The organism is Vibrio sp. JZG10 (assembly GCF_054064075.1).
In genome coordinates this window covers 519,562-535,934 of sequence record NZ_JBSUGE010000001.1, presented here as the reverse complement: position 1 = coordinate 535,934, position 16,373 = coordinate 519,562, and the positions used below count along the sequence as shown (strand labels likewise).

Genomic DNA, 16,373 nt, shown 5'->3' with positions numbered 1-16,373 from the left:
CATCAATTATCTATGAAAGATCACAAGAAGAAACCCAACCAATACGCCAAACCGATAGCAATATCGGTTGGTTTGCATGCAATTCTCGTTGCAGCCCTGCTTTGGGGGACGGACTTCAACATGTCTAAACCAGAGCCTACAGGGCAAATGGTTCAAGCTGTTGTCATCGATCCAAAACTTGTGCAGCAACAAGCGAAAGAAATTCGCCAGCAACGTGAAAAGGCAGCAAAAAAAGAACAAGAGCGTCTTGATAAATTGAGACGCGAAGCAGAGCAGCTAGAAAAAAACCGTAAAGCTGAAGAAGAGCAAATTCGCAAGTTGAAAGAACAGCAAGCGAAAGATGCTCAAGCGGCACGAGAAGCAGAAGCTGCACGTAAGAAAAAAGAACAAGAGCGCAAGCAGGAAGAAGAACGTGTTCGCAAAGAAAAAGAGCGAGCTGCTAAGCTAGAGAAAGAGCGTAAGGCAAAAGAAGAAGCTGTGCGTAAAGCTGAGCAGGAGCGTTTAGCGAAAGAAGCGGCTATAGCAAAAGCTGAGCAAGAACGTCTAGCTCGTGAAAAGGCGGCAAAAGAAGCGGAAGAAAAAGCACGTCGTGAGCGTGAAGCTGCTGAAAAAGCTGAACAAGAGCGCATCGCAAAAGAGAAAGCGGCAAAAGAGGCGGCAGAGCGAGAGCGCAAAGCGAGAGAAGCTGCGGAACGTGCAGAGCGCGAGCGTAAAGCGCAAGAAGCCGCGCTAGATGATATTTTTGCAGGCCTTGAGGATGAGGTTAGTAAAAATAGTGCTGCTCGAAATCAATTTATTGACGACGAACTTTCTCGAATGTCATCCATCTATACTCAAAATATTCAGCAAAAGTTGATTAAGGATGACTACTTGCTGGGAAAGGAGTGTAGGGTAAACATCAAATTGATTCCGACAGGAACTGATATGATGGTCTCTGGTGTTACCGTTTTGAGTGGCGATACTCGAGTATGTGCAGCGGCGAAGCGAGCGATAGCTCAGGTAGGGACGTTCCCTAAATCTTCAGAAGCTGCGGTAAACGAAAGACTAAAAGACATCAACATAACTGTTGCTTTGGACTAAAAGGAATAAGACGTGATTAGACGCCTTTTACTAGGAATGTTTGTACTGTTTAGCAGTATGACAAATGTGGCGAATGCCGCATTAGAGTTGGTCATTACCGATGGTATTGATTCAGCACGACCAATTGCTGTTGTTCCGTTTAAGTGGGAGGGCACTCAAGCGCTTCCAACGGATATTTCTGCTGTTATTGCCTCGGATTTGCAACGCAGTGGTAAGTTCAGCCCCGTTCCAACGAGCAAGATGCCACAAACTCCGTTCAGTGAATCAGAAGTCAATTTTGACGCCTGGACTAATTTAGGTGTAGATGCTCTGCTGACTGGCTCAATCAAACAAAATGCTCAAGGTGATTACGTTATCAACTACCAACTTGTTGATATTGTGCGTGGCCAGTTAACGGGCGGGAAAAGTAAAGCGCTTGGTAGCGATGGCGAATTAGTATTGTCAAAAGATCACGTGCTGTTCAATAAGGTCGCGACCGTTCAAGGCCCTCGCATGCGTGAGTACGCTCACCGTATCTCTGATTTGGTGTATGAGCAGTTAACGGGTGACCGTGGTGCCTTCATGACCCGTATTGCATACGTGGTGGTGAATGATAAAGACCGTTTCCCTTACCAACTTCGTGTGGCTGATTACGATGGCTACAACGAGCGCTTGGTTTTACGTTCTAAGCAACCATTAATGTCACCAGCATGGTCGCCAGATGGTAAAAAGCTTGCGTATGTTAGCTTCCAAAATGGTCAAGCAGAAATCTTCATCATGAACATCTACACCGGTGAGCGTGAGAAGATCACTTCATACCCACGTCATAATGGTGCGCCAAGATTTTCGCCTGACGGCAATAAGTTAGCGATTGTTCTCTCTAAGACAGGCTCGCTTCATGTTTACACGTTCGATCTTAACACTCGCAAGCTGACGCAAATTACGCGTGGCAGATCAAATAATACTGAACCGTTCTGGCATCCAGATGGAAAATCGTTGATTTTCACATCGGATAGGGGTGGTAAACCACAGATTTATCAAGTAAATTTGGGCAGCGGTTCTATTGACCGTTTGACTTGGCAAGGCAGCCAAAATTTGGGTGGCCAGATTACTCCTGATGGGCGATTCCTAGTAATGGTGAACCGCAGCAACGCAGGATTTAACTTGGCGAAACAAGATTTGGAAACTGGTGCTCTTCAAGTCTTAACTAAGACCTTGCTTGATGAGTCTCCTAGTATTGCCCCAAACGGTGGCATGGTTGTGTATAGCTCGATTTACAACAAGAAAAACGTACTATCGATGGTGTCAATTGATGGTCGATTCAAAGCTAGATTACCGGCAACAAATGGGCGTGTTAGAGCGCCTGCATGGTCACCGTTTTTGTAGTAATAAGTTTGATTAATAAAGGAAAATAAGATGCAACTGAACAAGGTTCTAAAAGGGCTACTAATCGCGCTTCCTGTAATGGCTGTTACAGCGTGTAGTTCAAGCGACGACGCAGCTTCTAACACTGGTGCAGCAACAAACAACAATGGCGCAGTTGAAACAACAGTAGCTACGCCAATTGATCAAAGCGGTCAGCTAACAGAGCAAGAGCTAAAAGAGCAAGCGCTACGTGAAACTCAAACAATCTACTTTGCTTTTGATAACTCAACAATTGCAGCAGATTACGAAGAGATGCTAGCGGCTCACGCTTCTTACCTAAGCAAGAACCCAGCTCTTAACGTAACTATCGAAGGTCACGCTGATGAGCGTGGTACTCCTGAGTACAACATCGCTCTTGGTGAGCGTCGTGCACAAGCAGTAGCGAACTACCTGCAAGCACTAGGTGTTCAAGCTGACCAAATCTCAATCGTTAGCTACGGTGAAGAGAAGCCACTTCTTCTAGGTCAATCAGATGAAGTTTACGCTAAGAACCGTCGCGCGGTTCTAGTATACTAATTCGAGGTAATCCTCATGTTCAGTAACACTAAGCGCGCTGTTGCGCTTACGTTACTGGCAAGTGCAGCGAACTTTGCGTTCGCTGCACCAGCTCCAGTATCCGATCTCAACAGCACATCATCCGTCTCTAAGAGCCGTTCATCTGAAACGGAAGTAGAGCGTCTAGAGCGCTTGCTACAAAACCGCAATCGCGTTCAGCTCCAAATGCAACAACAAATTGACCAAATGTCACAAGAGATCAGTGAATTACGTGGTCAATTAGAGCGAAATAGCTACGAAATGAAGCAAATGTTGCAACGTCAACGAGAGTTGTTTGTCGAGCTAGATCGTGTGCGTGGAGAAATCAAATCCGCGCCTGCGCAAGAAGCGAAACCGGCTAAAACAGGTGGTCAGTACACACCAAATGTTGATGAGCAAACGGCATACCAAAATGCAGTCGACCTCATTCTCAAGAAACGTGACTACACTGGCGCAATTGCAGCGTTCCAGCAATTCCAGAAAGATTATCCTGACTCCACATACTCAGCGAATTCTCACTATTGGCTAGGCCAATTGTACTTCGCTAAGAAGCAGGACAAAGATGCTGTAAAGAGCTTTGCTGCGGTGGTGTCTTATAAAGACTCCAATAAGCGAGCCGATGCTTTGCTCAAGTTAGGTGAAATCGCTGAGCGTAATAACAATGCAGCTCAAGCGAAAAAGTACTACCAACAAGTGGTTGATGAATACCCAGGTAGTGCATCTGCAAAACTTGCCAGCTCTAAGCTGTAAGACGTTATGTTTTAAAAAGGAAGCTTCGGCTTCCTTTTTCTTTTCCGTTTCTTTATCGGTGGTGATCGAATAAATCGAGAGGAATGGCATCGAGCCATTTATCCCCATCTTGCAACGGATCCTTTCAATCAGAAATGCTACCTGTAACAAAGATATACGGCTAGATAGCTAGAAATCCCCGCGACAAGTTGGTTTTTGAAAATTAACGAGGTTACAATACTCGGATTAAAGGAAGTTGCGTAGAGCAAGAGCAATGAGCCATATATTAGATAAAATCGACACTGTTTACCCATTCCCACCGAAGCCAGTTCCATTAAGCGAAGAAGAAAAAGCGTCTTACATTGAGCGCATTAAAAAGCTGCTAAAAGAAAAGGATGCGGTACTTATCGCACACTATTATACCGATCCTGAGATTCAAGCCCTAGCGGAAGAAACGGGTGGTTTTGTTGGTGACTCGTTGGAAATGGCGAAGTTTGGTAATCGTCATCCTGCAAGCACACTGATCATTGGCGGTGTTCGCTTTATGGGCGAGTCGGCCAAAATCCTAACACCAGAAAAGCGAATTCTAATGCCAACGTTGGAAGCGGAATGTTCGCTCGATCTTGGCTGCCCAGCGGATAAGTTCAGTGAGTTCTGTGATGCTCACCCTGATCACACGGTTGTGGTTTATGCAAATACGTCTGCCGCTGTTAAAGCCCGTGCCGACTGGGTCGTTACATCAAGCATTGCGCTTGAAATCGTAGAACACTTAGACGCTGAAGATAAGCCAATTATTTGGGGACCGGACCGTCACCTAGGATCGTACATCGCTAATAAAACTGGCGCAGACATGCTGCTATGGCAAGGTGAGTGTGTGGTTCATGATGAGTTTTCTGCTGATGCGCTACGCAAAATGAAGAGCGTGTATCCAGATGCGGCTATTTTGGTTCACCCTGAATCACCAGCAAGTGTGGTTGAACTTGCCGATGCCGTTGGCTCGACGAGTCAGTTGATCAAAGCAGCGAAAGCGCTTCCTCATAAACAAATGATCGTTGCGACAGACAAAGGCATTTTCTTTAAAATGCAGCAACTTGTGCCAGAGAAAGAACTTATCGAAGCTCCAACCGCAGGTGCTGGCGCAACATGCCGTAGCTGCGCACACTGCCCTTGGATGGCAATGAACGGTTTGAAAGCGATAGAGAAAGCGCTTAGTGAAGGCGGTGAAGAACACGAGATCTTTGTTGATGAAGAATTGCGTGTTAAATCGCTCATTCCGTTAAATCGTATGTTGGACTTTGCTGAGCAGCTAAATATGCAAGTGAAAGGTAATGATTAAAAAGTAGGCGTAACTGAAAGTAAATCTCAAAAACCAGCCGAATATGGCTGGTTTTTTTGTGTCTTACTATCAATGAGTTACTATTGATGCAATCAATGAATGTCGAGGTTATAAATTTATGGCGGTGTGGTTAGTAGTTAAAAAGTGGCTTAGTTCACACCTTTTTAAATTGAGCAACCGAAGTCTTCTCATCTTTAGTGGCTTATATGTGAGCCTTTCATGGGGACTGCTCGTTCTCGCTGGTGAAACCGCATTAACAGACAGCTTCTCTAACTTTATCTATTACCTTATGGTTACGGCGAGTACGGTTGGCTATGGTGATCATTCTCCAGTGACAGATTTGGGTAAATGGGTTGTTGTACTGTTTGTGATCCCAGGCGGCTTGAGCCTATTCGCTGCATTATTGGGACGTGTCGCTGGAGCAGCGATGGATTACTGGCGAGCGGGTATTTTAGGAAAACGGAGAGTAAGAGTGGAAAACCATATTGTATTGTTGGGTTGGAATGGATCGAGAACGATGCACCTTATTCGCATGTTACAACATGAAGAAGAGGGGAAGCGTCCGATTGTTTTATGCAGCCGTTCAGAAATAGAAAACCCGTTGCCAGGCGAGATCAGTTTTATCAAAGTGACCAGCTACACGGATTCGCAAGAGATGAAAAACGCCAATATTGCTGAAGCAGCTTGCGTTATTGTTGATAACCTCTCGGACGATATCACGCTGTCAGCCGCGCTGTACTGTGCTTCTGTGAATCCTTCCGCACATTTGGTCGCTTACTTTAAAGATGAGGCGTTAGGCCGTCTTTTAAGTCAACACTGTCCTAAAGCGGAATGCATACCTGCAGTTGGCGCGGAAATGCTGGCAAAAGCGGCGGTAGATCCAGGCTCAAGTGCACTTCACCAAGAGCTATTAGCTTCAACACGAGGCATGACTCAATACTCGGTTATTTATCCTGAAAGGCTGCCAGTAACTACTATTGAGAGTCTCTTCGTTTTTCTCAAAAGGCGTCATCATGCCACGCTAATTGCTTTTGACATTGGCCAAGGTATCCAACTCAACCCAGATTTAGATGCTGAAGTACCACCGAGTACCAAGCTGTTTTACATTGCAGATGAACGTATTGAAGATTTTGCATGGAAAGAAATGAACAAGGAACAATAATGCACATGATTGCTGACCTGTTAGCAGGTTTTCCCAATTTTTTACTCTATTTTTCTGTTTCTATTATTTTCGTTTTGGCGTTTAAGTTCATCTACGTCAAGCTTACGCCTTACGATGAATGGCACCTGATCAAAGAAAAGCAGAATACAGCGGCAGCGATTGCACTAAGTGGCGCATTTCTTGGTTATTGTATTGCGATTTCGGGGGCTGCAAAAAACTCAGTCAACATTGTCGATTTTATGGTGTGGGGCGTTGTTGCAATGCTGGCGCAGATCATTGCATTTGCGATTGTACGTTTTGTTTTACTTCCAAAAGTGACTGAGCGTATCGAAAAAGATGAGCTGCCTGCCGGTATTGTATTAGCGGCTGTTTCTATATCGGTCGGTGTATTAAATGCCGCTTGTATGACGTACTAGGAGGGACGATGAAGCGGAGTTCTAACGTTAAACGTTCTTCCATGGACAAAAGTTTAAAGCTTGGGAAAATTATTCCCTTTGCTGCTTTTGGCGGTATTTTCTTCTTTGCGACACAAGAATCGAAAACCGAAGGCTACATTTTTTCTGACGCTGATGAATGCAAATCAAACTCGCCAGAGTTCAGTGAGCAGTGTGACATTGCTTATCAAGAAGCTTTGGCTCGCGCCGAACGAAATGCCCCTCGCTACAACAATGAGTTCGAATGTGAAAATGATTTTTACGAAGACGATTGTTACTACAGTTCCAGTTCCCGAGCTTATGTGCCTCACTTTGGGGGCTTCTTTTACAGTCGCGCACTGAGCGGTTTGAAAGGTTACAACAAGAGCTATTACTCTGAACCAATGTATCGCTATAAATCCAAATTCTATAATGGTGCCGGACAATTTTTTGGTTCCTATCGTAATCAGCCGACGAAGGTTGCGACCAGTAACCTAAATAAACGTGGTGGCGGAACTATTGGTAGAGCAATGTCTCGAGGCGGGTTTGGTAAAGCGGTATCGGTCAGCCGAGGCGGTTAATAAGCACTATGTTTCGACGAGAAATACAAGAACGAGAAAACTGGCGTGAGTTAGCACGCCAGTTTGGTTTTGGCTTCCATTCCATGTATGACCAACCGTATTGGGATGAGAGTGCTTACTATCAATTCACGCTTGAGCAAATAGAGAACGATATTGAAGCGCCCACTGAAGAGCTGCATCAGATGTGCTTGGCTATTGTGGATGAAGTAGTTCGGAGTGAGAGGTTGCTGACGCAATGTGCGATCCCTGAATTTATGTGGGAGCAGGTTGCTTCTTCGTGGCACCGAAATGAACCCTCACTCTATTCGCGTCTGGATTTTGCATACAACGGAACTTCGCCAGCTAAGTTACTGGAGAACAATGCGGATACGCCGACCAGCCTGTTTGAAACGGGTTTTTGGCAGTGGGTGTGGTTAGAGGATGTTGTAAATAAAGGTCTAATTCACCAGAGCGCGGATCAATTCAACATTCTTCAAGACTTTTTGATTGAGCGTTTTTCCGAGATAGCCAAATATCAACCCGGGCAAACCCTTCACTTTAGCTGCTGCAAGTACACTGAAGAAGATAAAGGGACTGTCCAGTATTTAGAAGACTGCGCGCGCGAAGCTGGGTTAGCGACGGCGTTTGTTTATGTCGAAGATATTGGTGCGACGAAAGATGGTCTGTTTGTGGATGCAGGTGACAGAGCGATTCGTTGGATGTTCAAGCTTTATCCGTGGGAGTTTATGTTTGAAGAGGAATATGCGAAATACCTAGCGACCGCGAAAGTGAATTGGTTAGAACCCATGTGGAAGTCGATTCTATCCAACAAAGCACTTTTACCGTTATTGTGGGAGCGCTTTGCGAATCATCCTAATCTTTTACCTGCCTATTTTGCTAACGATTCAAAAGCGAACACTTTGAAAGATTTTGTAATCAAACCACTATTCTCTCGAGAAGGCGCGAATATTGAGATCGTCAAAGGTGGGAAACGCATACTCAAAACAGCAGGGCCTTATGAATCTAAATTCAATATCGTCCAGCAGTATCATCCGTTACCCAAGTTTGGGCAAAGCCATACATTAATTGGCAGCTGGTTAGTCAACGATAGAGCCGCTGGGATTTCGATTCGGGAAGACACTAGCTTAGTCACGCAAGATATGGCGCGATATATTCCACATGTGATTTTAACATGATCAAAAAAGCTCTCCATCCAGAGAGCTTTTGTCTATTCAGCGGTTCAATCTTGATGGTCGACAGCGTTGTGTCTTATTGTTCTTCAGCTAATGCAACACCGCGCTGAGTAAGACCACATAGCATCACTGGCATGGCATTGAAGATCTCTTCAAACTGTTCTAAGCCTTCCATGCCTTGTTCTGCCAACGTTTCAATGGTCGTTTCTGGATCGTAAAGCATCGTAAGAGAAAGCAAAACACCGCCGAGCAGAGCATTATCTTCGCTGTCCTCTGGCATTAGCGTTTCCCAGTCATCACGAGCAAGTTGCCAACCTTGTAATACACCTTCACAGAAATCACGGGTCTGGCTTGTTACGATATCTTGTTCATCTAACGCGCATCCCTCAGGCCACTGCCAAGATCCTTCTAGGAGAGCAGGACGAGTTTGGTTCCACATTTGCACAATCTCATCAATGTATTGCTCTAGTTGCTCACCGTCAGTAAATGGCGCTGTTTCTTCACCACCCCATAAGAATGGCAACCACTCTTGAGGCATTAATACGTTTGGCGCTGCAGCCATCGCTGTTACAAAGCCTTGAGTTTTTGCTAGGTTTAGTAGTTTACCGTCAAGTTCTGGGAGAGAAAGGATGTCTTGTAGTTTCAAAATAGAATACCATTTGTTAATGGGCTGGTTGATTGCGCTCATCTTACCAATCAATTTGTGATAAATCGATATTAGGGAATGATTCACAGACATCTATGGAAATTCGCTCATCACTTAGAAAAAAAAGCATTCTCGCCCTGACACTGTACCTGTGTTTCTTTATCGCAACGATTGGTTCTGTTGCCTATTTGGTTGTCGAGCCTCCGGTTAGGCAAAAGCTAGAGCAAAACCTAGAGTTACGCACCCAACTCCTTGCTCTAGAGATTAAAGAGCCTCTCCTTAGCTCTACCGGTGTATTGAGTAGCCTTGCAGGACTCGCCCAGGGGACTGAAAATATTCAATCTCTCAACACGACAATTCCGCATATTCTCCAATTGAGTGATGAGATGCTCGTCAGTGGTGGCGTATGGCCTAAACCAGAACTCAAAGCTGAACAATGGCGATATAAAAGCCTATTCTTCAATAAAAACAGTCATGGCGGTATTGACCAAATTCACTCCTACAATAATCCTGAATCTGGCGGCTATGATAATGAACCATGGTATAAGGCAGCTGCTGACGCGCCAGTTGGTTCTGTGAGTTGGTCTACGGTTTATATCGACACTTTTACTCAGGTTCAGATGATTACTGCGTCTTCCCCATATTATCAAAACGGTCAATTCGCTGGCGTTGTAACGGTAGACTTATCACTTGATGCACTTTTTCAGTTTATTCGAGAGCACACGAACCTGCATTCTTTAGGTGTGGTGGTTCGCGATGCTGACTCGAACGTGATTATTGAGCACAACTTCCAACTAACAGACGAAATTTATGTCAGTGAGCTTGATTTCGGAGAGTTTGATTGGCGGATGGAAGTTGTCAACGCGAAAGCTAAAGTAGCTGATCAAGTGTTTGAACAAGTCATGAGTGTTGAGGGGAGGATCATTCCATTCTTACTCTTGTGTGTACTGGTCGGGTATTACTTGCTGAATCGTTACATTGTCGAACCGATTGTCCGTATTGCGGCTAAGATTGATGACTCGAAAACTGGCGGGATCATAGACATTGACTACGATAGCGAAGATGAAATTGGACAGCTCATCGAGAAGTTCAATGAAAAAACCATCTATCTAGAGCAAGAGAGAATAAAAGCCCAGGCTTCGACGAACGCTAAAACGGCATTTTTAGCCACATTATCCCATGAGATTCGTACGCCAATGAACGGTGTATTAGGAACCGCTCAGATATTGTTAAAAACGCCACTCACCGATGATCAACGTAAGCACCTGAGAACACTTTATGACTCAGGTGATCATATGATGACGTTACTTAATGAGATTTTAGATTACTCAAAAATTGAGCAAGGACATGTTGAATTCGAAAATACGCCTTTCCCAATTGAGTCGATCATCGGCAGCATAAAAAGTGTTTATCAAACACTATGTGCAGAAAAAGGCCTTCGTTTTAGAGTCGTGTCTCATTTACCAACAGGGCGCTGGTACAACAATGACAAAGCCCGTCTGCGCCAAGTATTGTTTAACCTACTAAACAACGCTGTCAAGTTCACCGACCGAGGCATCGTAGAGGTAGAGCTGACCGAGAAATCGAGCAAGGTAGATACCAAGCTTATTCTCGCGGTGAAAGATACGGGTATCGGTATTTCTCAAGAAGCGCAAAAACGCATTTTCCGTCCTTTTGAACAAGCGGAGTCCTCGACGACGAGGCGGTTTGGTGGGACAGGGCTTGGTTTAGCGATAGTAAAAGAAATTGCCGAGCATATGGGAGGGCATGTGATTGTGCAGAGTCAAGAGAATGTCGGGACAACCTTTACCGTCGAGATCGCGCTTACGCCTTGTGAGCCTGGGAAAGTGGAAGCAGTCAATGCACATAAGCTGAATTGCAAAGGTTTGAAAGCGCTCATTGTCGAAGACAACCGAACAAATGCGATCATTATGGAAACTTTCCTAAGAGCCAAAGGCTTTGAGTGCACAAGTGTTGAAAATGGTCAGCTTGCCGTCGATGAGGTGGCCGTTCAGTCATTTGATTTGATATTAATGGACAATCATATGCCTGTTCTTGATGGTGTTGGGGCGATATCAGCCATTCGAGCGATGAGTTCGCCTGTAAAGTCGGTACTGATCTTTGGCTGCACAGCGGATGTATTCAAAGAAACACAAGAGCGCATGATAAATGTAGGAGCCGACCACATAATTGCGAAACCAATTGTGGAGTCTGAATTAAATGATGCGTTATATCTCCATGCAGCACGGTTATACCAATACCAGTCGGACTTTGGTGATAATACAACGGATATCCTTGATGCGGAAAAGTGGCTACTAAACTTCTATGTTGCTCTAGATAATGGTCATCTCAACGAAGCGCTAGAGGCTATTTCAGCGATTATTGCTCAAGTCACCCCAGATGCTAATAAAGACGTTTCTTTAGTTGCCGAGCGAATAAGGCGTAACTTAAAGCGTCAGCAGTCTCCAAACCAAGATGATATCGACACATTAACGCTCTTGCTCGCATCATCATAGCTTAATCCATATAGCGCGATTCAACGCTATCATGAATTGTCTTTACTCGTCATACCTAACCTTTAGCTGAATCGTCTATTTTTTCCTTACTTTCAATGAGCTTAGCTCTGCTGTTGGATTCTGTCATAAGAGAAACGGTGCGGCTCTCAGTTGCGCTCACATCGGGAATACTCTGAATTTTTACAACTCAGTAGCATAAGTTATTAGAATGATCGTTTATTCCCCGAACTTTATCCTAACCCTCCATCCAAACAATCACTTATCCCACTTTTTGTGTAAGTTAAATCCGTATTTTTTTATCATTTTTACGTCATTTTAGGCGTTTTTAGTTGTTGGTGGTGAAAAAAACTACTTTCATTTTAAAAAATGGTTATAAATTTACAACTTGATTTCAAATACAGTGCCATACGCTGCTTTTTATGTGATTTAATTGCCTTATCAACTGGTCATGTATTTGTTTGGTGGTTGATAGTTTTATTTTGTTTATTGTTGGTGGTATTTAATTTTAGGGGTTGGTTAATGAAGTCTCGCGGACCATTTTGTATTCGTCACGCCGCAGCGGATACCTTTGCTATGGTTGTTTTTTGCTTTATCACAGGGATGATTGTCGAGATTTTGATTTCAGGGATGACGTTTGAGCAATCTTTAGCATCACGTACACTATCTATTCCAGTGAATATTGCTATTGCTTGGCCGTATGGCGTTTTTCGTGATTGGGTGCTACGTCAGGGCAACAAGGTATCGCCGTCTTCATTTATGAAAAACGTATCTGATCTGGTCGCTTATGTGCTTTTTCAGTCTCCAGTTTATGCGGGAATTTTATTCGCAGTTGGTGCGTCTACAGACCAAATAGTGACCGCGGTGACAAGTAACGCCATTATTTCTTGCGGTATGGGTGTGTTGTATGGGTACTTCTTGGACATGTGCCGCCGTTGGTTCCGTGTTCCCGGTTATTCTCAAAGTATCTAAATGACCCAGTTTTGCTCAATTTAGTTACTTAGTGAGCAATCGAGTGGAAAAGGGCGCTTTTTTTTATGTTTAGCCTTGACCATCAGGCACATAATCATTAAATTATCGCCTCGTTAGCCAATGATGCTAACAAAAATTGATTCGGTGAGTTGTCCGAGTGGCTGAAGGAGCACGCCTGGAAAGTGTGTATACGGCAACGTATCGAGAGTTCGAATCTCTCACTCACCGCCATATTTGAGCCCTAGCAGAAATGCTGGGGCTTTTTCGTATTACGCGACAAGTTCAATCCCAGAGCTGTATATCGTATTGATTCTCAATTACTTATTGAGTCGGCAAGCCCTTCAAAAAAGCCTCCTTTTTATTCATCTTTTGTTACACATTTTCCGTACAGGTAGTGCGTTTTTATTCGCATGTTGTGATGAGCGTTCCTTATTAAATTTTCCATAAAATCAATTAATTGTTGAAATTAGAACGCTTGTCAAAAAGTCATCAGATATCATGTTTAATAGAGTCTTTTACCTAATGGGATACTCTATTTGTTTGATATAATTTCTGGCAGTTTGTATACCATAATTAAAGAGAGTCTATTCATGTTCCAGAACTTAACGATCAAGCAGAAGATAGTGATTCCGCTGTCACTGATTATTGGATTGTTTATTGTGAGCTCTGTATTAAACGTTATGACAAGTTGGAAACAATCTGAGTTGAGTGAAACACTTAACGAACAGATAGTGCCGAACTTATTAACGATTGAGGATGCTTACCGCGATCTTTACCAAGCGACATCTGCAATTCAAGGTGTTGCTCTTTCTGATACTCAAACCGATATTGACCACCACATCGGTGAATACAAAGACAACGCATACAAAGCGCTGCCACGTATGGAGAAAATGATTGAGCTATCGCAAGCTGGCGTGATGTCTTCTTCACATGGTAATGAAGTGAGAAAGCTTGTCTCCCTAGGTGAAAAATGGTTGGCGAGTTATGAAGCGATGTTGCGTTTACCTCAATCACAATGGCTTGGTTACTACAACGAACACAAACACACCTTTGAAAATCAGTTTATCGAGGTAAGAGCGCAACTTAATGTTGTGAAAGATGCGATAGAAGAAAAACAAAGCCTATTGAAAGATGAAATATCTGCAGCCGCAACACGAGCAGAGTTAATTCTTGAAGCGGGCATTGTGATTGTTATTCTGGCCGCTATTGCGATGGCGTTTTTGTTGTTGCAAACCGTCGTGAAGCCTATCAACGATATCAAAAATGCGATGACAGAAATTGCTTCTGGTGAAGGTGATTTAAGCCAGCGAATCGATGTGAAAACACAAGACGAAATTGGCAATTTAGCGAACGCGTTTAATCAGTTTGTGTCTAAAATCCAAGCGACAGTTTCTCAAGTAATTGAAAGTTCGAATACCTTGCGTAATGAGATGGAAAATCTTAGCTCGTTGACCACGACCATCGCGAACTCGACCGTTTCACAGCAAAAAGACAGCGAGGCGGTAGCAGCGGCAGTGCATGAGATGCAAGTCACCAGCAGAAATGTCAGCGATAGCGCTAACGAAGCTGCGGTTGCGAGCCAAACAGCGAATGATGAACTTACCAATACCAATGTTATTTTGGATCAAACCGTTAGCTCAATTCGTAGCCTCGCAAGTGAAATCGAAAGTGCAAGCCACGTCATTAACACATTGGATCATGATGTGAGTAACATTGCTTCTGTATTGGATGTCATTCGTGGTATCGCAGAGCAAACGAACTTATTGGCGCTTAACGCAGCGATTGAAGCGGCTCGTGCAGGAGAGCAAGGGCGAGGCTTTGCTGTTGTAGCCGATGAGGTTCGCTCGTTAGCCAGTCGTACACAACAGAGCACGGGTGAAATCCAAACCATGATTGAAAAGCTACAATCTGGTGCGGGACAAGCCGTAGAAGTGATGCGCGGTAGCCAAAATAGCAGTGATGAAACAATTCAATCGGCAGGGAGAGCGAGTCAATCCCTTTCTGAAATCTTAAACGCGATTTCACGTATGAACGAGATGAACACACACATTGCAACGGCTGCAAGCCAGCAAAGTACGGTAAGTGACGAAGTAAATAGCAACGTACAAGGCATTGCAGATAGCAGTACATCTATTGTGGAAATCGTCAACCAAGCGCAAGCATCTTTAGCCATGTTATCAGAGCAAACCCAGCGCTTAGATCATCAGGTTAGTCAGTTCAAAGTATAAGCTTGAGAACTGCAGTCTCACTGACGAAATAACCCGCTTCTTAGCGGGTTATTTTTTAGATAAGGGTCGAACCTGACTTGTGAAGGCTCGACTATATTTACATCCCTCTTTTACTTAACTTTGTATACCAGAGGTGCAAATAATCCTAGACAGCGGTGACAAACTCTGTACAGCGTGATGATGCTTTTATCATCACTTTTGCTGCTTTTTAACCATTGCAATTGCTCACAGGAAAGTGTGATTTCCAACCCAAAATCTTCAAATTTGAGAACTTCATTACACCTTTACCATAAACGTTTTTCGTAAGCGTATAGAACTGTAAATTTTGTTGTATGTACAACACTGGGTAATTATCATCCTAATTAATTTGTTCTGGATATACATCCGTTAGTCATCATTAAGTCATTCTAGAAGTTTTTAGCAAGGAACCTTGAAGGCTTGTAGGTAAAAGAGAGAAAAATTCATGAGACGTAAAACCACGCTATCTCTGCTGATTGCGTCGAGCCTTTTTGTGGTTGGATGTCAACCTAGCGAAGAAGGATCGAGTCAAGGTAGTGGTCCTGCGCCCGCAACCGAAGTTGAAGTGTTAACGGTGGAACCAACTCGCCAAGCGTTAACTGTCGAGTTGCCAGGTCGTAGCCGTGCATTCAAAGAAGCGGAAGTTCGTCCGCAAGTTACAGGCATTATTTCAGAGCGAAATTTTGTTGAAGGGGGCCTTGTTGAACAAGGACAGTCCCTATATCAAATTGATGATTCATCATTTCAAGCGGATTTGCTGAGCGCTGAAGCGGAATTAATCCGAGCTCAAGCAGCGGCAGAATCGACCCATGCCACAGTGAAGCGTTACAGAACCTTGATCACCAAAAAGTCCATCAGCCAACAAGATTTGGATGAAGCAGAAGCAGCATACAAGGAAGCGCAAGCACAGGTCCTAGTCGCAAAAGCGAAGATCAATACGGCAAAAATCAATTTAGATTACACGCAAGTGAAAGCTCCGATTAGCGGTGTGATCGGTAAATCGAGTGTGACGGCGGGTGCGTTGGTTACGGCTAACCAAGCAGCCAAATTAGCGACCATTCAGCAGCTTGATCCTATCAACGTTGATATTGTGCAATCATCCGCGCAACTGCTGCGTTTAAAAGCGGCTCTTTCCCAAGGTCATATGCAAGAGGATGATTCTGCGCAAGTTACATTGATGCTTGAAGATGGCAGCACGTACGAACACAAAGGCACGATGAAATTTACCGAGGTCAATGTGAACGAAAGTACGGGTAGCGTGACGCTTCGTGCTGAATTCCCAAACCCTGACGGTTTGTTACTTCCAGGAATGTTTGTTCGTGCGACGGTTATTACTGGTGTTGACCCTGACGCGATTCTGATACCACAAAATACCGTTTCTCGCGATGCGACAGGCAAAGCGACAGTGATGATGGTGAATGGTGAGAACAAAGTGGAAGCGAGACCAGTGAAGACAGCTGAAGCGATCAATAATCAATGGCGTATCATTGATGGTTTGAAAGCGGGCGATAAAGTCATTACTGCTGGGTTACAAAAGGTAGGTCCAGGCAGTCCTGTAACTATCCAAAACGGTGAACAGGAGTAA

The 16,373-nt window shown here is 44.1% G+C and carries 14 protein-coding genes and 1 tRNA gene; 14 read left to right on the top strand and 1 reads right to left on the bottom strand.

The features are described from left to right. Nucleotides 1-12 precede the first annotated feature (12 nt). The 9 genes from tolA (at nucleotide 13) to ACWYVB_RS02385 (ending at nucleotide 8,414) form a co-directional block, all read left to right on the top strand. Nucleotides 13-1,080, top strand: a complete 1,068-nt coding sequence (gene tolA, locus ACWYVB_RS02425) for a cell envelope integrity protein TolA (RefSeq protein WP_053807177.1) — start codon at nucleotides 13-15, stop codon at nucleotides 1,078-1,080. 12 nt (nucleotides 1,081-1,092) lie between these two features. Beyond that, on the top strand, nucleotides 1,093-2,445 hold the full coding sequence (tolB, locus tag ACWYVB_RS02420; protein WP_005390758.1) for a Tol-Pal system beta propeller repeat protein TolB: 1,353 nt from the start codon (nucleotides 1,093-1,095) through the stop codon (nucleotides 2,443-2,445). A 30-nt stretch (nucleotides 2,446-2,475) separates the two neighbouring features. Further along, nucleotides 2,476-3,000 (top strand): peptidoglycan-associated lipoprotein Pal, encoded by a 525-nt coding sequence (pal, locus tag ACWYVB_RS02415; RefSeq protein ID WP_005378293.1) that lies wholly within the window; start codon nucleotides 2,476-2,478, stop codon nucleotides 2,998-3,000. A gap of 15 nt (nucleotides 3,001-3,015) precedes the next feature. Next, nucleotides 3,016-3,768 carry a tol-pal system protein YbgF gene (gene ybgF, locus ACWYVB_RS02410; protein WP_006742904.1) on the top strand — a complete coding sequence of 251 codons (753 nt, stop codon included), beginning with the start codon at nucleotides 3,016-3,018 and terminating at the stop codon, nucleotides 3,766-3,768. 253 nt (nucleotides 3,769-4,021) lie between these two features. Beyond that, complete coding sequence (nadA, locus tag ACWYVB_RS02405; protein ID WP_457527801.1) at nucleotides 4,022-5,083, top strand: quinolinate synthase NadA; 1,062 nt, start codon at nucleotides 4,022-4,024, stop codon at nucleotides 5,081-5,083. Nucleotides 5,084-5,201: 118 nt separating this feature from the next. Beyond that, entirely contained in the window at nucleotides 5,202-6,245 is a 1,044-nt protein-coding gene (locus ACWYVB_RS02400) for a potassium channel protein (protein WP_256953262.1), read from the top strand. Further along, complete coding sequence (locus ACWYVB_RS02395) at nucleotides 6,245-6,661, top strand: DUF350 domain-containing protein (RefSeq protein ID WP_005390766.1); 417 nt, start codon at nucleotides 6,245-6,247, stop codon at nucleotides 6,659-6,661. The genes ACWYVB_RS02400 and ACWYVB_RS02395 overlap by 1 nt, the downstream gene beginning before the upstream one ends. A gap of 8 nt (nucleotides 6,662-6,669) precedes the next feature. Beyond that, nucleotides 6,670-7,239 (top strand): DUF1190 domain-containing protein, encoded by a 570-nt coding sequence (locus ACWYVB_RS02390; RefSeq protein ID WP_005390768.1) that lies wholly within the window; start codon nucleotides 6,670-6,672, stop codon nucleotides 7,237-7,239. An 8-nt stretch (nucleotides 7,240-7,247) separates the two neighbouring features. Next, nucleotides 7,248-8,414 carry a glutathionylspermidine synthase family protein gene (locus ACWYVB_RS02385; RefSeq protein WP_109168514.1) on the top strand — a complete coding sequence of 389 codons (1,167 nt, stop codon included), beginning with the start codon at nucleotides 7,248-7,250 and terminating at the stop codon, nucleotides 8,412-8,414. A 73-nt stretch (nucleotides 8,415-8,487) separates the two neighbouring features. Here the strand turns inward: ACWYVB_RS02385 and ACWYVB_RS02380 are convergent, their stop codons facing one another. Further along, on the bottom strand, nucleotides 8,488-9,099 hold the full coding sequence (locus ACWYVB_RS02380; protein ID WP_005390772.1) for a YecA/YgfB family protein: 612 nt from the start codon (nucleotides 9,097-9,099) through the stop codon (nucleotides 8,488-8,490). A gap of 53 nt (nucleotides 9,100-9,152) precedes the next feature. Between ACWYVB_RS02380 and ACWYVB_RS02375 the strand changes: the two genes are divergently transcribed. The 5 genes from ACWYVB_RS02375 (at nucleotide 9,153) to ACWYVB_RS02355 (ending at nucleotide 16,373) form a co-directional block, all read left to right on the top strand. Next, on the top strand, nucleotides 9,153-11,573 hold the full coding sequence (locus ACWYVB_RS02375; RefSeq protein ID WP_457527798.1) for an ATP-binding protein: 2,421 nt from the start codon (nucleotides 9,153-9,155) through the stop codon (nucleotides 11,571-11,573). Between the two features lie 519 nt (nucleotides 11,574-12,092). Beyond that, on the top strand, nucleotides 12,093-12,542 hold the full coding sequence (locus tag ACWYVB_RS02370) for an L-alanine exporter AlaE (protein WP_005390779.1): 450 nt from the start codon (nucleotides 12,093-12,095) through the stop codon (nucleotides 12,540-12,542). Between the two features lie 143 nt (nucleotides 12,543-12,685). Then, nucleotides 12,686-12,773: transfer RNA gene (locus tag ACWYVB_RS02365), tRNA-Ser, on the top strand. Nucleotides 12,774-13,132: 359 nt separating this feature from the next. Then, complete coding sequence (locus ACWYVB_RS02360; RefSeq protein WP_104971483.1) at nucleotides 13,133-14,770, top strand: methyl-accepting chemotaxis protein; 1,638 nt, start codon at nucleotides 13,133-13,135, stop codon at nucleotides 14,768-14,770. 463 nt (nucleotides 14,771-15,233) lie between these two features. Then, nucleotides 15,234-16,373, top strand: coding sequence for an efflux RND transporter periplasmic adaptor subunit (locus tag ACWYVB_RS02355; RefSeq protein ID WP_005390787.1), 1,140 nt, complete (start codon nucleotides 15,234-15,236; stop codon nucleotides 16,371-16,373).